Origin of the sequence: Nitratidesulfovibrio sp. HK-II (genome assembly GCF_003402415.2) — a bacterium.
In the GTDB taxonomy this organism is placed as follows: domain Bacteria; phylum Desulfobacterota; class Desulfovibrionia; order Desulfovibrionales; family Desulfovibrionaceae; genus Cupidesulfovibrio.
Genome location: NZ_AP036014.1, coordinates 2036042 through 2053288 on the forward strand (window position 1 = coordinate 2036042; position 17247 = coordinate 2053288).

A 17247-nucleotide genomic window follows, 5' to 3' on the forward strand; every position below is an offset into this window, starting at 1 on the left:
CGGCGCGCCCCGTTTCGCATGCAGCACCGCCACCCTGCCGTGTCACGCGTTCTCCCCCCGCTCTTGCCGCATGATGGGTGCCCGTGTACCATGCCGCATCGGATACCGTCCGCCCCGCGTGCCGCGCACGGCCGCCGGGGCCGGACACAACCGCGCCGCGCACCCAGAGCTCCATGCCCCCACGCCGTTCCCCCGTCACCGCCGAAACCGCGCCCGCCCGGCGCGGCGCAGGACCGTCCGTGACCGCCCAACCTGACAAACCGGCCAAGCCGGGCAAACCGACTAGGCCGAGCAAATCCGCCAAACCGGCCGGTCGCGCCCCGGCCGCGCGGCCCGTGGCGGAGCGCACGCCCCGCGCCACCCATCCGCTCATGGACGGGTACCTCGAATATCTGCTCATCGAGCGCGGCCTTGCGGAAAACACCCTGGCCGCCTACGCGGCGGACCTTGCCGACTTCGCCGGATTTCTCGCGCAAGGCGGCATGGCGCTGGAGGCCGCCACGGAACAGACCCTGTTCCTGTACATCGTGGACCTGCGGCGGCGCGGCCTGACCAGCCGCACCCTGTCCCGCCACCTTTCGGCCCTGCGCGGGCTGTTCGCCCACGGCGTGGCCGAGGGGCAACTGACGGCGGATCCGCTACGCTACCTGGAAAATCCCAAGCTGCCGCGCACCCTGCCCGACGTGCTCATCCGCGAGGAAATGGCCGCCGTGCTGGCCCGGCCGGACCTTTCCGATCGCCTGGGCTTTCGCGACCGCACCATGCTGGAATTGCTGTACGCTTCGGGCCTGCGCGTCTCCGAACTGTGCGGGCTGCGCCCTTTGGATTTCGATCCCATGACCGGCCTCGTGCGCGTGTTCGGCAAGGGGTCCAAGGAACGCATCGTGCCGGTGCATGACACGGCCGCGAAATTTCTGGCGGCCTACATCCGCGACTGGCGGCCCGCCTTCCGCCCGGTGGAGGACGCCCTGTTCCTGAACCGCTCGGGCAAGGGGCTGACCCGCCAGGCGGTGTGGAAGGTGGTCAAGCGACACGTGGCCGAGGCGGGCATCCGCAAAGACATCTCGCCGCACACCTTCCGCCATTCCTTCGCCACCCATCTGCTGGACGGCGGGGCCGACCTGCGCACCGTGCAGATGCTGCTGGGACACGCCGACATCGCGGCCACGGAAATCTACACCCACGTGCAGGCCGACCGGCTGCGCCAGGTGCACCGCGCCCATCACCCCCGCTCGCGCTCCTGACACCGCGCCGCGCGCCACCGCCATACGGACACCCACGCATGCAGCAGCCCCCCAAGATAGCCGCGCCGGTGCTGGTCACCGCCCACGCCAACGCAGACTTCGACGCCCTGGCCGCCATGGTGGCGGCGGGCAAGCTGTACCCCGGCGCTGTGCTGGTGTTTCCCGGCAGCCAGGAACGCACCCTGCGCAATTTCTTTATCGAAAGCGCCACCTACATGTTCAATTTCCGGCAGGCGCGCGACATCGACCCCGAAAGCGTGCAGACCCTGGTCATCGTGGATACCCGCCAGCACTCTCGGGTGCCCCACGTGCACACCGTGCTGGCGCGCGCCGATGTCACCGTGCATCTCTGGGACCACCACCCCGACACCGACGAGGACATTCCCGCCGCATTCACCCGCGTGCTGCCGTGGGGCTCCACCACGGCCATCATCGTGGCCGAAATCCGTGAACGCGGGCTGACCCTGACGCGCGACGAGGCCACCATGCTCGGCCTCGGCATCTTCGAGGACACCGGCTCGTTCTCCTTCGCCTCCACCACCGAGCACGACTTTGCCGCGGCGGGCTGGCTGAAGACGCAGGGCATGGACCTGAACGCCATCGCCGAACTCATCGCCCGCGACCTGACCAGCGAACAGGTGGGCATCCTGAACGCCCTGCTCGAATCGGCCACCACCCACGACATCAACGGCGCGCTGGTGACCATCGCCGAGGCGTCCATGGAAACCTACATGGGCGACTTTGCGCTGCTGGCCCACAAGATGATGGACATGGAGAACATCAAGGTGCTGTTCGCCTTGTGCCGCATGGGCGACAGGGTGCAGGTGGTGGCCCGCAGCCGCCTGCCCGAGGTGGACGTGGCCCAGGTGTGCGTATCGCTCGGCGGCGGCGGCCACCCTTACGCGGCCTCCGCCTCGGTCAAGGACAAGACCTTGCAACAGGTACGCGACGAGTTGTTCGCCCTGCTTTTTTCGGCGGTCAACCCGCAGATGCGCGTGCGCGACCTTATGTCCTCGCCGGTGGTGGGCGTGGACGACGACCGCTCCATCGCCGACGCGGAGGAAACCATGACCCGCTACGGCCTGAAGGCCGTGCCCGTGTTCGCCGCGGGCACCCGGCGGTGCGTGGGGTACCTGGAACAGCAGACCGCCGCGCGGGCCATATCGCACGGGCTGGGGCACATGGGCGTCATCGAGTACATGCAGCGCCGCGTGCAGACCGTGACCCCGGACGAAGACCTGTACAAGGTCATGGAAATCATCGTGGGGCTGCGCCAGCGCCTGGTGCCCGTGGTGGACCGGGTGGCCGCGCCGCATCTGGCGGGCAGCTACGGCATCGACCGCCCGGCCTCGGCCCCTACTGTCGTCGAGGATGGCGACGAGACCGGCGAGGTGGTGGGGGTCATCACCCGCACCGACCTCATCAACACCCTGGTCGAGGAACCGGCCCGCATCCCCGAAACGCTGCTGCCTGAATCGCGCCGGGAGAGGAACATCCGCTCCCTGTTGCAGGAACGCCTGCCCGACACCCACTTTCGCCTGCTGGAACTGGCGGGCCAACTGGGCGACAGGCTGGGCGTGCCGGTGTACGCCGTGGGCGGCTTCGTGCGCGACATATTGCTGGGACGGCCGAACCTTGACCTTGACGTGGTGGTGGAAGGCGACGGCATCGCCTTTGCCCGCGCCCTGGCCGACGAACTGGGCGGGCGCATGCGCGCGCACCACAAGTTCAAGACCGCCGTGGTCATCTTTCCGGCGTGGGAATCGGAAAAGACGCGCGGCGGCAAAGGCCTGGCCGAGCGCAACGGAGGGGATGGCCAGGGCGCCCCCCCCGCCCCCCTGTCCGAGCACGCCCCGCAGACCCCGCCCGCCGGGGGCGCGGCATCCGACGATTCCACGGCGGAGGCGGCACACCGTGCTGCGGCCCGGCCGGAGCAGCGCATCGACGTGGCCACGGCCCGCCTGGAATACTATGAATACCCGGCCGCCCTTCCCACGGTGGAGTTGTCATCCATAAAGATGGACCTGTACCGGCGCGACTTCACCATCAACGCCCAGGCCGTGCAGCTCAATGCCGCCCACTTCGGGCGACTGGTGGACTTCTTCGGCGCGCAGCGCGACATGAAGGACAAGGCCATCCGCGTGCTGCACTCGCTGTCGTTCGTGGAAGACCCCACCCGCATCCTGCGCGCCATCCGCTTCGAGAAGCGCTACGACTTCCGCATCGGCGCGCAGACCGAGCGGCTCATCAAGAACGCCCTGCAACTGGGCATGGTGGACAAGCTGTCCGGCGCGCGGCTGTTCCACGAACTGAAGCTGATCTTCGACGAAAAGTCCCCCCTGCCGTGCATCCGGCGCATGGAGGACTTCGACATCCTGCGCCTCGTTCACCCGCTGCTCAAGCTGAATCCGGCCAAAATGGACGTGCTGACCGAACTGGAACGGGTGCTGCACTGGTACCGGCTGCTGTACCTTTCGCCCGCGCCTGAACCATGGGTGCTCTACCTGCTGGGGCTGTGCGGCAACGGAAAATACCTGGACGTGGCCGCCGTCACCGACAGGCTGGCCTTCTCGCGCAAGGTGCGCCAGGACTTCCTTATCCTGCGCGAGAACGTGCGCGAGGCGTACAACCTGCTCAACCTGTGGATGCAGCGCGACGGTTCCATGAGCGGCCTGAACAACCTGCTCTCGCCCATCGCGCCGGAAGGCATCCTGTACCTGATGGCCCGCGCCAAGACCGAAGACGCCCGCAAGCATATCTCGCACTACCTCACCCGCCTGCGCGGCGAGGCGCCCGACATCACCGGCAACGACCTGCTGGCCATGGGCATTCCGGCGGGCCCGGCCTACGGCCGGGTGCTGCGCCGGGTGCTGGCCGCCAAGCTGGACGGGGTGGCCCGCACCCGCGCGGCGCAGTTGGACCTGGCGCACGAACTGTTGCGCGAGGAAACCGCGCGCGAGGCGCTTGCCCTTGGTGGCGCGGGCGCCGACGGCGAGGACGCGGAAGCCGCCTGCGTGGCGCAGGGCCAGGCAGGCGCGGCGCGCGGCCGTTCCCGGCCGCCGGAATGGCGCGACATGCACAACGGACGGCACGCGCCGGGCGGAATTGACGCGCGAAACGGGGGGAGCGGCCCGAATGCGTCTGGTACATCGGCTGCGTCTGGCACGTCGGATGCAGCAAATGCGTCGGACGTGTCCGGTGTGGCTGACGTGCCCGACCCCACGGGTGGAGAGGACGACGCGGACGGGCCGGACAACAGCGCTTCCCCGGCCAGGGACGGCACCGCCACGAAATGACGCCCCCTGCCCAAGGGCAAAATGTCGGCCCGCGCGCTCCGCAAACACGGCCCCGGCGGCCCGCCCCCCTTGCCCCGCAAGGCCCGAGGGTGTAAGCACAACAGACCGATGGAATTTCAATCGGAAATACGGCACGTTGCGCATGCGCACAAACAGTGGCGCGCACGGGCCTTCAGGAGACGGAACGGATCATGGAAACGCTTTGGGCGCCGTGGCGCCTCGACTACATTCTGGGCCCCAAGCCCGACAGCTGCGTGTTCTGCCTGCCCGAACACACCGGCGAGGACGAGGCGCGCCTCGTGCTGCATCGCGGACGGCACAATTTCGTGATCATGAACAAGTTCCCGTACAACAACGGGCACCTTATGGTCACGCCGTTCCGGCACGTGATGGACCTGGCCGCGCTGGAGCCGGAAGAGGCCCACGAAATGATGGACCTGCTCCAGACCTGCACCACCATCCTGCGCCAGCGCTTCAGCCCGCAGGGGATCAACATCGGGCTCAACCTGGGCGAGGCCGCCGGGGCGGGCATCCGCGAACACCTGCATTTCCATCTCGTGCCGCGCTGGAACGGCGATTCGTCGTTCATGGCGGTGATGAGTGAAACCCGGGTCATACCCGAGCATCTGCATTCCACGTATCATGCCCTGAAACCCCTGTTCGACCGCCTGCCCCAAGCGGGACGGTAAGGAGGCCGACATGCGCTTCGTCAAGGTTCTCGTTCTGGTGCTGGTGTTCTTCATCTCCATGATGTTCTTCGTGCAGAACAACGCGGTGCTGTCGCAGGCCGTCACCCTGAAGCTCGACCTGTTCTTCGACACCGCGTGGAGCTCCATCGAGCTGCCGTTCTATTTCATGGTGCTGTGTGCCTTCCTGCTGGGCGCGCTGTGCACCATGCTCATGCTTATGGTCAGCCGCCTGCGCGCCGGTGCCGCCCTCCGCCGCGCCAACAAGCGCATCCGCGTGCTGGAAAAGGAACTGAATTCGCTGCGCAACCTGCCGCTGGAAGCCGCGCGCAAGGCCCCGGAACCCATTGCCGCCCCCGCTTCCGCACCCGTGGCCGCCGCGGAGCCCACCCCGGCCAAGGCCGGGTAGGCAGAACCCCGTGACGCTGCTGGACAGACTGAAGGCGGGCGCGCGCACGCTGCTGGGCCACCGGCGCGCCGACATCCTTTCGCCCATGGGGCCGGATGCCGAATCTCCCGGCGCGCGCGACGCGCTGTCGGCCATCCAGGAGCTGAGCCGGGTGGTGCGCAACGACCCGGACGCGGTGGAGATCTACCTCGCCCTCGGCAACCTGTACCGCCTGCGCGGCGACATCGAACGCGCCGTGCAGATTCGCAGCAGCCTCATCGTGCGGCCGGGGCTGGACTCGCAGTTCAAGGCACGGGCCCTGTTCGAGCTTGGGCGAGACTACCGGCGCGGCGGGGTCATGGACCGGGCGCTCGCGGCCTTTGACGAGGCGCGGGCGCTCGGGGCCGACCCGGAACAGATCACCTTCGAACTGGCCCTGCTCCACGCGGACAGCGGGGCCTTCGAGGAAGCCGCCGCGCAGTACGCGCGCCTGGGCTACCGCCCGGCGCAGGCCCACTACATGGTGCGCCACGCCGAAGACCTGGACCGTTGCGGCCGCGCGGACGAGGCGAAAGCGCTGCTGACCAAAGCCGTCAAGGTCTACCCCGGCGCGGTGGAGGCCTGGCGGGCGCGGCTGGTCATGGCGGCACGCACCGGCGAATGGCGTCGCGCGGGCAAGCTGCTGCGCGAGGGCCTGGAGCGGGTGCCCGTCTCCATCCGCTTCCTGTTGCTTGAAGGACTGCTTGAACTTGAAGCCCCCGCCCCCCGCAACGGGGCTGGCAACGGGACGTCCAGCACTACTGACTTCGAGGAACAGCGTTGCGCCACGGTGCTTGCCGCCATCGAGGCGCAGGAGCCGGACCTGCTGCTCCAATACTACGGCGCGCTGTTCCTGCTGCGCTGCGGCAACCGCGAAGAGGCGGGCAACTGGCTGGCCAAGGCCATGGTGCTGCGCCCCGACTTCTGGGCCGCCCGGCTGGAGTTGCTCTCGCTGTCCATGGAACAACAGCACCTGTCGCCGGTGTTCCGCAGCCAGTTGGAATACTTCATCGAGCATGCCCGCAAGGTGAAGCGCTTCGTGTGCGGGGCCTGCGGTCTGCGCCGCGAGCACACCTTCAGCGTATGTCCGCGCTGCCGCAGCTGGCATTCGGCCACGTTCCGCATGTCCCTGCAAGACTGAGGGCACTGCATCGGCCTTTCGCCCTCTGGCCGGACGCCGCTGCATGGCGGCGCTGCCCCGTCCGGCCCGTCGGCCGGTACTTCCATCCCCACCCGTTCGCGGTGTACACACGAGGCATGACAGACACCTCCCCCCTTCCGCACGCCCTGTCCGACGCAACCGCCGATGCCTCGGACGGCTCCACCGGGGATGGCTGCGCGTGCAGCCCCGCCCCCGACACGTCACGTGATGCTGCGTCCCGTCATGACGCGCCCTCCGTCGCGTCAGGCAGCGGCCCGCGCGGCGCATCGCGCCTTGCCGGGGCCACCACGGCAGCGGCAGCCCGCGCCAATCCGTCAAAGCTCACCCCCATGTTCGAGCAGTACCTGCGCATCAAGGACGACCACCCGGACGCGCTGCTGCTCTATCGCATGGGCGATTTCTACGAGATGTTCTTCGACGATGCGGAAACGGCCGCGCGCGAACTGCAGATCGCCCTCACCTGCCGCAACCCCAACGCTGACCTGCGCGTGCCCATGTGCGGCGTGCCCCACCATTCGGTGGAAGGGTACATCACCCAGTTGCTGGAAAAGGGCTTCAAGGTGGCCCTGTGCGACCAGATAGAGGACCCGCGCGAGGCCAAGGGGCTGGTCAAGCGCGCCGTCACCCGCGTGCTGACCCCCGGCACGGTGGTGGAGGACGCCAACCTCGACGCCAAGGGCCACAATTACCTCGGCGCGCTGTACTGGGACGACGAGAAAGAGGCGGGCGGCTTTGCCTGGCTCGATTTTTCCACGGGTGACTGGTCCGGCCTGCACGCGAAGAAATCCGCGGACCTGTGGCAGTGGGTGCGCAAGATGCAGCCCCGCGAACTGCTGGTGCCCGAGGGCGCGCAGGTGCCAGCGTCCATGTCGCTGACGTCCACGCAGGTGGTGCGGGTGCCGGGACGCGCCCCCTTTGACCTGAAGGCCGCGACGGAACGGCTGCTGCACGCCCAGAACGTGCGCGACACCGGGGCGCTGGGCCTTGAAGGAAAGGATGAACTCGTCCGGGCCTGCGGGGCGCTGCTCGCCTACATCGTGCAGACCCAGAAGCAGGACCTCATCCACCTTGCCCCGTTCCGTCCGCTGAACCTCGGGCGGCATCTCATCGTGGACGAGGTGACGGAACGCAACCTAGAAATCTTTCGCCGCCTGGACGGCCGCAAGGGGCCGGGCACGCTGTGGCACGTGCTGGACCACACCGAAACTCCCATGGGCGGCCGCCTGCTGGAAGAGCGGCTGCGCCACCCGTGGCGCGAAATGGGCCCCATAGAGGAAACTCAGGCGGCGGTGACCTGGCTGTTCGAGCGCGACGACACCCGGCGCAACCTGCGGTCCGCCCTGAACCAGGTGTACGACCTTGAACGGCTGACCACGCGCATCTTCCTGAACCGTGCCGCCCCCAAGGACTACGTGGCCCTGCGCCAGAGCCTGGCCGCCCTGCCCAAGGTGCGCGGCGTGCTGGAACGGCCCGAGGTGGCCCCCGGCAGCTACCCCAACGACGGCGCCGCACGCGGCGAAGGCCAGCCGCCCTTCCTGCGCGCCGCCCTGAAGGGCTGGGACGACCTGTCCGACTATTTCGACCTGCTGGAGCGCGCGCTGGTGGACAGCCCGCCCCATCTCGTGACCGAAGGCGGGCTTTTCCGACCCGGCTTCCACGCCGAACTGGACGACCTGCTCGACCTTACCGAACACGGCGAGAATCTACTGCAACAGCTGCTGGCGGAGGAACAGGCCGCCAGTGGATTGCCCAAGCTCAAGCTGGGCTTCAACCGGGTGTTCGGCTACTACTTCGAGCTTTCACGCTCCGCCTCGGACACCGTGCCCGAGCATTTCGTGCGCCGCCAGACCCTGGCCAACGCCGAACGCTTCACCACCCCGCGCCTGAAGGAACTGGAGGAAAAGCTGGTCTCGGCCAGCGACCGGCGCAAGTCGCTGGAGTACAAGCTGTTCCAGAAGCTGCGCGAAACCGTGTCCGAAGCAAGGCCTCGCGTGCTGTTCATGGCCGATCTCTTGGCAGGCTTCGACTACTGGCAGTGCCTTGCGGAAACGGCCCGCCGCTGGAACTGGACGCGCCCGGTGCTGTCGCAGGCCACCGACATCCTGATCCGCGAAGGCCGCCACCCCGTGGTGGAGGCCATGCAGGGCAGCGCCAACTTCATTCCCAACGACCTGCGCATGGACGAAGCCCGGCGGCTGCTGCTGATCACCGGACCCAACATGGCCGGCAAATCCACGGTGCTGCGCCAGACGGCCATCATCTGCCTGCTGGCCCAGATGGGCTCGTTCGTCCCCGCGCGCGAGGCGCGCCTGGGCATCGCCGACCGGGTGTTCTCGCGGGTGGGGGCATCGGACAACCTGGCCCAGGGGCAATCCACCTTCATGGTGGAAATGATGGAAACCGCGCGCATCCTGCGCCAGGCAAGCAAGCGCAGCCTGGTCATCCTGGACGAGATAGGGCGCGGCACCAGCACCTTCGACGGCCTGGCCCTGGCCTGGGCCGTGGTGGAAGAACTGGCCCGCCGCGCGGGCGGCACCATCCGCACCCTGTTCGCCACCCACTACCACGAACTGACGGCCCTCGAGGGGCGCATTCCCGGCGTGCACAACATGAACATCGCCATCCGCGAATGGGGCGGCGAAATCGTGTTCCTGCGCCGTCTGGTGCCCGGCCCGTCCGACCGCAGCTACGGCATCGAGGTGGCCCGGCTTGCCGGGGTGCCGCAGCCGGTGGTACAGCGCGCACGGGAACTGCTGCACGAACTGGAGAAGACCCGCGACGGCCGGGGCGACGCCCCCCGCGCGGCGCGCGCCGTGCTGCCGGGGCTGGACATGCCGGAACCGAAGCAGGCCGCGAAACCGCGCGTCATGCCCTCCGCACTGGGGGGGCAGACCATGCCGGTGGCGCACCCGCTGCTGACCACCCTGCGCGACCTGGACACCGACCACCTGACGCCCATGGGGGCGCTGCAACTGCTCAACGAATGGAAACTGCTCTGGGGAGGCCCCGCCCATGCCGAAGATACCGTTACCGACCAGCCCCCGGCAACGCCGGGAGGCGACACTGACTGACGCATCCGCCCACCGGGCATGGCGCCTACGCCGGATGGCGGCCTTGACGGCGCTGTGCGGCCTGCTGGTTCTGGGAGCCGCGTGCGGCAAGAAGGTCATGCCCGTGCCGCAGGACAACCGCGAACTGTTCACCTGGCGTTCGGCCACGGCCACGGCAACGGCCAACGGCTGCATCGTGGCGCGGGGCGAGGCCCAGGGCAACGTGGACAACCTGGCCTCGGTCATCGTGGAAATCCAGGTGCTGGACGCGCCCGCCAACGGCGCGGGCGACAGCTGCGCCGGTTGTCCCTTCCAGGCCACGTCGCGCCAGGAATTCCGGCCTGAAAAGCAGCTTACCCCGCAGGCCACCGCCATCGTGGAAATGACCATGTGCCCCGACCGCAAGGCCCCGGCCTACCGCTGGCGGCTGGTGGGCGTGAACGTGCTGACCCGCTTCGCGCATGCCCTGAGCAAGGTGCAGACGCTTGTGGCCGACCCCAACGCGCCGGGCTTCAACCTGCCGGTGGAGGAAGCCGCTCCCCAGCAGCAGACCGAAATCGTGCTGCCGTAGCGACGGACGCCAGATCGCGCCGGAACGGACAGAAACGAGAGCGATCGGGAAAGGTCACGACGACCGGGGACGGCAGGGCTGGGCTGGCATGCCCGCATGCGCCGTCCCCGGCCCGTTCCCACGCCATTTCAGGGAGGATCGCATGCACCATTTCCAGTACCACGAGGGCGAACTGCACGCCGAAGACGTGCCGGTGCGCGAACTGGCAGCCCGGTTCGGCACGCCGCTGTACGTCTATTCCGCAGCCACGCTGCGCCGCCATTTCCAGGCCTTCGACAGCGCGTTCACCGGCGTTACGCACCTGACCTGCTATTCGGTAAAGGCCAATTCCAACGTGCACCTGTTGCGCCTGCTGGCGGAACTGGGCGCGGGCATGGACATCGTGTCCGGGGGCGAACTGCACCGCGCGCTCACCGCCGGGGTGGCCCCGGACCGCATCGTCTACAGCGGGGTGGGCAAGCGCGACGACGAAATCCGCGCCGCGCTGGAAGCGGGCATCCTGCTGTTCAACGTGGAATCGGTGCAGGAACTGGAGCGCATCGACGCCGTGGCGGGCGAAATGGGGCGCACCGCGCGCATCGGCGTGCGCATCAACCCGGACGTGGACCCCAAGACCCACCCGTACATCTCCACGGGCATGCGCAACAACAAGTTCGGGCTGGACATGGAGCAGGCCCTGGCCGCCTACCTGCTGGCCCGCGACCTGCCCAACGTCACCCCGGTGGGCATCGACTGCCACATCGGCTCGCAGCTCACCACCCTGGCCCCGTTCCTGGAGGCGCTGGACCGGGTGCTGGACTTCCACGAGCGGCTGCGCGACCTGGGGCTGCCCATCACCCATCTGGACCTTGGCGGCGGTCTCGGCATCACCTACGGCGAGGAAACCCCGCCCCATCCCAAGGAGTTCGGCGAGGCGGTGTCCACCCGGCTGCGCGGGAGGGGGCTGTCGCTGATCCTCGAACCGGGCCGGGTCATCGCGGGCAACGCGGGCATCCTGGTGGGCGAGGTGGTCTACACCAAGTCCACGCCCAGCAAGAACTTCATCATCGCGGACGCGGCCATGAACGACCTCGTGCGGCCCTCGCTGTACCAGTCGTACCATCGCATCGCCGAGGTGAAGCCCGCCGGACGCGGCGAAATCACCGCCGACGTGGTGGGGCCCATCTGCGAGTCGGGCGACTTTCTGGCGCGCGACCGCATCCTGCCCGACATGCGGCGCGGCGACCTGCTGGCCGTATTCTCTGCCGGGGCCTACGGGTTCTCCATGAGTTCCAACTACAATTCACGCCCCCGCGCGGCCGAGGTTCTGGTGGACGGCGCGACGGCGCGGTGCATCCGCCGCCGCGAAACGCTGGCGGACCTGATCGCGCCGGAACTGAACGCCGAGGGGTGACCGGCAGCGGCGCACGGCGCGAAGCAACGCCATCAGCGCAACGCCGTCATCGACATCGAACGGCAATCGGGGGCCCTGCGGGGCCCCTTTCGCGTTGCGGGGCGAAGGGAGCATCATGTGCCCAGCTAGCCACCTGAAGTAACAGTCAAAAACAGAATTCTCGCACTACCGTGATTTTTCCGCTTGCATCGCGCACGGAATCTTGTTTATAAAAGTGAACACAACGCCCGGAACGCACACAGGGCCATGACGGCCAGACCGGGCGATCGTGACGGATGCCGCACCACCTCCAGCAGGACACCACCATGCCGGACGCCTTCGACACCTTCTTCGCCCGGGTCATGCAGGGCACGGACATCACCACCCAGCAGGCCCTTGCCCGCGTTCTGGGTGTGAACCGCAGCGCCATCACCCAGGCCAAGAACCGCGACGCCATTCCGCAGAAGTGGATTCTGCGGCTGTCGCGCGTGTACGGCATCTCGCCAGACTGGCTGGAATACGGCCGAGGCGCGGCCCGCCCTGCCCCGCTTGCCGATGCCGTTTCCGGCAACGCCGCCCGTTCCGCCGTTGGCCTGGCCGCAGAATCCGGGCGCACGCCTTCGCTGCGTCCGTCCATGCCCGCGTCTCCGCTCGCTGACCTCCCCCCCGCCGTGCACATGGTGCCCAAGGTGCGCGCCCGGCTCAGCGCCGGGGGAGGCTCGTTCGAAGTGCAGGCCATGCCCGTGGGCGGCCAGCCCTTCGCGCATGCCTGGCTGTCGCGCAAGGGCACACCTTCCGCCATGGTGCTCATGGACGTGGTGGGCGACAGCATGGAACCGGAAATCCGCGACGGCGACACCGTGCTGGTGGACCGCTCCACCGAGGAAATGCGCTTCGGCCAGGTGTACGCCGTGGGCCTGGAAGACGCCGTGCTGGTCAAGCGCGTCATGCGCACGCCAGACGGCCTTGCTCTCGTCAGCGACAACCCCGCGTATTCGCCCATCCGGGTGCGCGGCGACGAACTGGAACAGTTCCGCGTCATCGGCCGGGTTGTCTGGCTGTGTCGCGAACTGGGGTAGGTATTTTTTTTGCCCGACATGTTCACTTTTATAAACAGCCAGCGCGGCGGCATGCGCAACACCGCCGCCAAGGAGTCCGTCATGCAACAGCGTTTCTGCACTTGCGGCCATCAGCTCTGGGTTCTGTACAGCTCCATCGAGCGCAAGTTCCGCACCCTGTTCTTCGCTGGCACCTGCTTCAGCGGCAAGCGGGTGGACACCTGCCCCTGCTGCGGCGCCCCCCTCGACATCAACCGCCTGAACTAGGTTGCCCACGTGCAGCCCGAAGGGTCCCCGGACGCGGCCTGCCGCCACCCCATGCGGCGGGCCGCCGGACACCCTTGCGACCATTGCCCGACAGGCGGGTGTGGCATCCCCCAGTCGCTCCCCATTGCCTCTCCACCCAGATGCAGGGGCATCCTGCATTGACCTGTCCCCCAAGCGCCGCTAGATATATGTATACAGCCATCCAATCCGGCTGCTTTTTCCGGCGCATCGCCGCCCAGGTCCGGATGCCGCACCCGGCCCTGACCACATGTTTCCCACGGCAGTCGACGGTATGCCACACACCGCCCACGCCACTACCGCCTTGCCCCGTTGCCACGCCCCTGCGCGGCAAACGCCACGCACTTCGGCACCGTCCCCGGCGTCCGCCATGGGCCGCGCGCTGCTAGCGGGCCTTGCCGCCTGGATGCTTTTCCTCTCATGCCCGCTCCCTTCCCGGGCCTTCACCCTGCTCACCGAAGACCTGCCGCCCTTCAATTACCTTCATGACGGCCTGCCGCGCGGGCCGGGCGTGGACATCGTCACCACCGTGCTGGCGCGCACCGGCACGCCCGTGAACCGAGAGGACATCCGCGTCCTGCCCTGGGCCAGGGCGTTCCACCAAGCCCAAGGAGTGTCGGACGCACTGCTGTTCAGCACCGCCCGCACTCCGGAACGCGAAGGATTGTTCAAGTGGGTGGGGCCCATCATGCGGGTGACCGTGGGCACCATCGTCCGCACGGAAAGCAGGATGGCCCCCCGCCAGTGGAGCGATCTGCGCGGCCTGCGCATCGGCACGGTGCGCAATACTGTGGGGGAACAACTGCTGCTCGAAAAGGGCGTGCCGCCGGAATCGCTGCACTCCGCCACCACCCCGGCGGACGCCGTGCGCATGCTCACCGCAGGCCGGGTGGACGTGCTGGCGTTCAACATCCACTCCACCTTCTACATGATGCAGCAGGGGGGCATCGACAGAGCCGCGTACAGCGTCTCCATGGTGCTGGAACGGTTCGACCTGTACATGGCCTTCAACCCTGCGGCGGACGATGCCCTGCTGGCCCGCCTGCAATCCACGCTGGACGCCCTGCGCTGCAACGGCGGCGTACCGGGCGGCAGCGACCTTGCGCGCATCGTGCGCCCGTATGCCGCGTTCTTTCCGCCCGGATCGTTCCCGGAGGAACGCAACTGCCCCCGCGTCGAAACGCCTGTGCCTTGAAATTGCTCCCGTCCCGGCGGGCAACCTGGCCATGCTGCGCCCAAGCCGTCACAAGGCATCCCGGCTCGACCTGCCCTTCGCACTCCCCGACATACGGCATTGCCCCAGGTTCCCGCGCGGCATGCGACAGGACCGGTTCCGCCCGCAGCAACGAGAAAAGGCCCCGAAAGGGGGCCTTTGCCGCGCGCCTGTGCGTTTATGGTGCCGAGGAAGGGACTCGAACCCTTACAGGATTTCTCCCACTACCCCCTCAAGATAGCGTGTCTACCAATTCCACCACCTCGGCACGGGGTTGGCGCAAGGCGCGCCGAAACATGCACTGCTAGTTGGACTTCTGCTCGGTCTGCGGAGCAGCGGGAGCCGGAGCGGCTGGCGCAGTCGGGGCGGGCTGCACGTCTTCCAGCTTCACGTCCAGGATGGCCGAATCGTCCGATTTGCGGCTGCTGGTGAGCACGTTGTACGACAGCGACGTGATGATGAACAGGACCGCCAGAAACGCGGTCAGCTTGGCAAGCATGCCGCCGGCGCCAGTGCTGCCGAACAGCGAGGTGTTGCCGCCGCCGAAGATCACGCCCATGCCTTCCTTGCCGGACTGCAGCAGCACCAGCACGATCAGGGCAAGACACGCGACCACATGCAGGGTCAGGATCAGGGTCTGCACCGTACTCTCCTTGTCGAAACTCCGCGCCGTGGCGCGGCTTACGCCAAAATGATGCGGCTGAACGAGTCAGCCTGCAAAGAAGCGCCTCCTACCAAGACACCGTCCACATTGTCAAGGGCAATGATTTCACGGGCGTTCTCGGGCTTGACGCTGCCCCCGTAGAGGATGCGCACCGCCCTGCCCGCCTCTCCAAAGCGGGACACCAGCAACTGGCGCACCTTGGCATGGGCGTCGATGATTTCCGGCGGACCGGCCACCTTGCCCGTGCCGATGGCCCACACGGGCTCGTAGGCCACGGCGATGGCATCAGGCACGGCGTCCGCCTTCACCCCGGCAAGGCCGGTGGCCATCTGGCGCTCCAGCACCTCGGCCAGGCGGCCCGCCTCACGCTCTTCGATGGTCTCGCCGATGCACAGCACCACCTTCAGGCCAGCAGTCAGACTGAATGCGGTCTTCCGGCCCACCAGTTCGTCGGTTTCGCCGATGACGTGGCGACGTTCGGAATGGCCCGTCAGCACCCACCCGCACCCGCAATCCAGCAGCATGGCGGGTGAAATCTCGCCGGTGAAGGCCCCTTCGGCCGCCGGGTACACGTCCTGCCCGCCCACGGAAAAGCCCGGCGCATGGCGCAATGCGTCCCCCACGGAGGAAAGCGCCGTGAACGGAGGAAAGACGAGCACCTCGCGGTCGTCCGGCAGGGCCTCGGCCGCCAGCGCCGCCAGCGAAGCGGCGGTGGTGCGCGCCTCACCGGCGGTCTTGTACATCTTCCAATTGGCGGCCATGAGCTTCTTCATGCGGGTCTCCGACGGGGTGGCGTGAAAGTTTGCAAACACGGGGCAAAGGCCTGCGCAGTCCCGGCCACAGGCGTCCTCCCGTTCGCTGGGCGGGTGCCGATGATCGGAATCAGACCTCGCCGGGGTCCGTTGACGCCGTGGAAGGCGCGGGGCAGCAACCGGGGTCGCGGCTGGCCCAATCGGCCAGGTCGCATTCGTAGATGATGGCGTCTTCGCCGGTGTCGCCGTAATAGTGCGGCCGCACGCCCGCCCGGGTGAACCCCAGCCCTGTGTACAGGCCGATGGCCGGGGCGTTGCCGGTGCGGACCTCAAGCACGGCCCTATGTATGCCCATTTTGGCGCCCACTTGCAACAGGATGGCCAGCAGCCGCCGCCCCAGCCCGCGTCGCCGCGCGTCGGGGTGCACGGCCACGTTCAGTATTTCCAGTTCGCCCGCCAGGTGGTACACGGCCACGTACGCCACAAGGCGGCCCGCGTCGCGCAGGCCGAACACCGAAAACACCTTGCGCTCGAACGCCAGCCGAAACTGTTCGTCGCTCCACGGGGTGGAGAAGCACTGGCGCTCCAGTTCCGCCACCTCGGCGATGTCGCCGGGCCCCAAGCGGAAGAACTCCGGCCGCGCCGCGCGCTGCGCCGCGCCGGAACAGGGACATTCAGGAGACTGCATGGGCAAGCGCCCTCCTTCACGTTCTGCGGACGATGCCGCCGGGCTGCGCCGCCCCAGGCCGCAACCCGGCCAGGGGCACGGCAAGGCGTCGCGCCCCCGGCCACGCGGCCGCGGCGCCGCGCGACGTGCCGCCAGGGCCGACGCCCCCCTCGCAGAGGGCGTCGAATACCTTGAAATCACAGACGAACGCGACAGGCCACTGATGGCCATGCCCATCGCCGAGGCCCGCCGCCAAACCCTGCGCCACCGGGTGGTGCTGGTAATGCTGCACGACACCGAGGGGCGCATCTACCTGCAGAAACGCAGGGCGACCAAGCACCTCTACCCCGGCAGGTGGGATCTTTCGGCCACCGGGCACGTGCGGGCCGGCGAGGCGCGCGAGGACGCGGCCCAGCGCGAACTGCGCGAGGAACTGGGCATCACGGCCGTGCGGCTGGTGCGCCGGGCCGAGGTGCCCGCCTCCGAGGAAACGGGCTTCGCCCACATCACCCTCTACACCGCCGGGCCAACGGCAGAGACCCCACGCCCCAATCCGGACGAGGTGGCCGACGGCATGTTCGTGGATGCCGACGAACTTAATGCGCTGCTTGAACATTTTCGGGACATGCTGACGCCCGCGCTGGTCTGGGCCACGGAACGCGGCGACGTGTTCCGCGACATGCCCGCGCCGTGTCCGGACACGGACGCGGCGTGGGAAGGGGCATCCTGATGCCCGACACGGCCGGATTCGGGCTGCGGCGGCCGGATTCGGGCGAACCACCGACGGCGGAGAAGGCTGC

General features: G+C 68.2%; 15 protein-coding genes and 1 tRNA gene. 12 read left to right on the plus strand and 4 right to left on the minus strand.

The window, feature by feature from the left end; translation table 11 throughout:
- The first annotated feature begins 371 nt into the window (after positions 1-371).
- From xerD to RVX_RS08310, 11 genes are all read left to right on the plus strand, one after another.
- Positions 372-1244 (plus strand): site-specific tyrosine recombinase XerD, encoded by an 873-nt coding sequence (xerD, locus tag RVX_RS08260; RefSeq protein ID WP_116305485.1) that lies wholly within the window; start codon positions 372-374, stop codon positions 1242-1244.
- Between the two features lie 38 nt (positions 1245-1282).
- Entirely contained in the window at positions 1283-4540 is a 3258-nt protein-coding gene (locus tag RVX_RS08265) for a CBS domain-containing protein (RefSeq protein ID WP_116305486.1), read from the plus strand.
- 191 nt (positions 4541-4731) lie between these two features.
- The gene (locus tag RVX_RS08270) at positions 4732-5229 is read left to right on the plus strand and encodes an HIT family protein (protein ID WP_007521697.1); all 498 of its coding nucleotides are present in this window, start codon (positions 4732-4734) and stop codon (positions 5227-5229) included.
- A 10-nt stretch (positions 5230-5239) separates the two neighbouring features.
- On the plus strand, positions 5240-5635 hold the full coding sequence (locus RVX_RS08275; protein ID WP_116305487.1) for a LapA family protein: 396 nt from the start codon (positions 5240-5242) through the stop codon (positions 5633-5635).
- Positions 5636-5645: 10 nt separating this feature from the next.
- Positions 5646-6794 (plus strand): tetratricopeptide repeat protein, encoded by a 1149-nt coding sequence (locus RVX_RS08280; protein WP_116305488.1) that lies wholly within the window; start codon positions 5646-5648, stop codon positions 6792-6794.
- Positions 6795-7144: 350 nt separating this feature from the next.
- Positions 7145-9886, plus strand: a complete 2742-nt coding sequence (gene mutS / locus RVX_RS08285; protein WP_116305489.1) for a DNA mismatch repair protein MutS — start codon at positions 7145-7147, stop codon at positions 9884-9886.
- A 34-nt stretch (positions 9887-9920) separates the two neighbouring features.
- Positions 9921-10436 (plus strand): hypothetical protein, encoded by a 516-nt coding sequence (locus tag RVX_RS08290; protein ID WP_230404490.1) that lies wholly within the window; start codon positions 9921-9923, stop codon positions 10434-10436.
- Between the two features lie 142 nt (positions 10437-10578).
- On the plus strand, positions 10579-11829 hold the full coding sequence (gene lysA, locus RVX_RS08295) for a diaminopimelate decarboxylase (protein WP_116305490.1): 1251 nt from the start codon (positions 10579-10581) through the stop codon (positions 11827-11829).
- A 305-nt stretch (positions 11830-12134) separates the two neighbouring features.
- A complete protein-coding gene (locus RVX_RS08300) occupies positions 12135-12887 on the plus strand; it encodes a LexA family transcriptional regulator (RefSeq protein WP_172596548.1) in 753 nt (250 codons plus the stop codon).
- A gap of 81 nt (positions 12888-12968) precedes the next feature.
- Positions 12969-13133: a hypothetical protein gene (locus tag RVX_RS08305; RefSeq protein ID WP_085929117.1), complete on the plus strand. Its 165-nt coding sequence runs from the start codon at positions 12969-12971 to the stop codon at positions 13131-13133.
- Positions 13134-13521: 388 nt separating this feature from the next.
- Positions 13522-14346 carry a substrate-binding periplasmic protein gene (locus RVX_RS08310; protein WP_230404492.1) on the plus strand — a complete coding sequence of 275 codons (825 nt, stop codon included), beginning with the start codon at positions 13522-13524 and terminating at the stop codon, positions 14344-14346.
- A 199-nt stretch (positions 14347-14545) separates the two neighbouring features.
- Here RVX_RS08310 and RVX_RS08315 read toward each other — a convergent pair.
- The 4 genes from RVX_RS08315 to rimI all read right to left on the minus strand — a co-directional run bounded on the left by RVX_RS08315 (position 14546) and on the right by rimI (position 16468).
- Positions 14546-14632 (minus strand) — tRNA-Leu (locus tag RVX_RS08315).
- A gap of 36 nt (positions 14633-14668) precedes the next feature.
- Positions 14669-15007: a preprotein translocase subunit SecG gene (gene secG / locus RVX_RS08320; protein WP_007521683.1), complete on the minus strand. Its 339-nt coding sequence runs from the start codon at positions 15005-15007 to the stop codon at positions 14669-14671.
- Between the two features lie 38 nt (positions 15008-15045).
- Positions 15046-15801, minus strand: coding sequence for a triose-phosphate isomerase (gene tpiA / locus RVX_RS08325; protein WP_116305494.1), 756 nt, complete (start codon positions 15799-15801; stop codon positions 15046-15048).
- A gap of 109 nt (positions 15802-15910) precedes the next feature.
- Entirely contained in the window at positions 15911-16468 is a 558-nt protein-coding gene (gene rimI, locus RVX_RS08330; protein WP_116305495.1) for a ribosomal protein S18-alanine N-acetyltransferase, read from the minus strand.
- On the opposite strand from rimI, the gene RVX_RS08335 reads away from it, so the two are divergent.
- The gene (locus RVX_RS08335; RefSeq protein WP_116305496.1) at positions 16467-17177 is read left to right on the plus strand and encodes an NUDIX hydrolase; all 711 of its coding nucleotides are present in this window, start codon (positions 16467-16469) and stop codon (positions 17175-17177) included. The two genes, rimI and RVX_RS08335, sit on opposite strands and share 2 nt — an antisense overlap.
- The last annotated feature ends 70 nt before the right edge of the window (positions 17178-17247 follow it).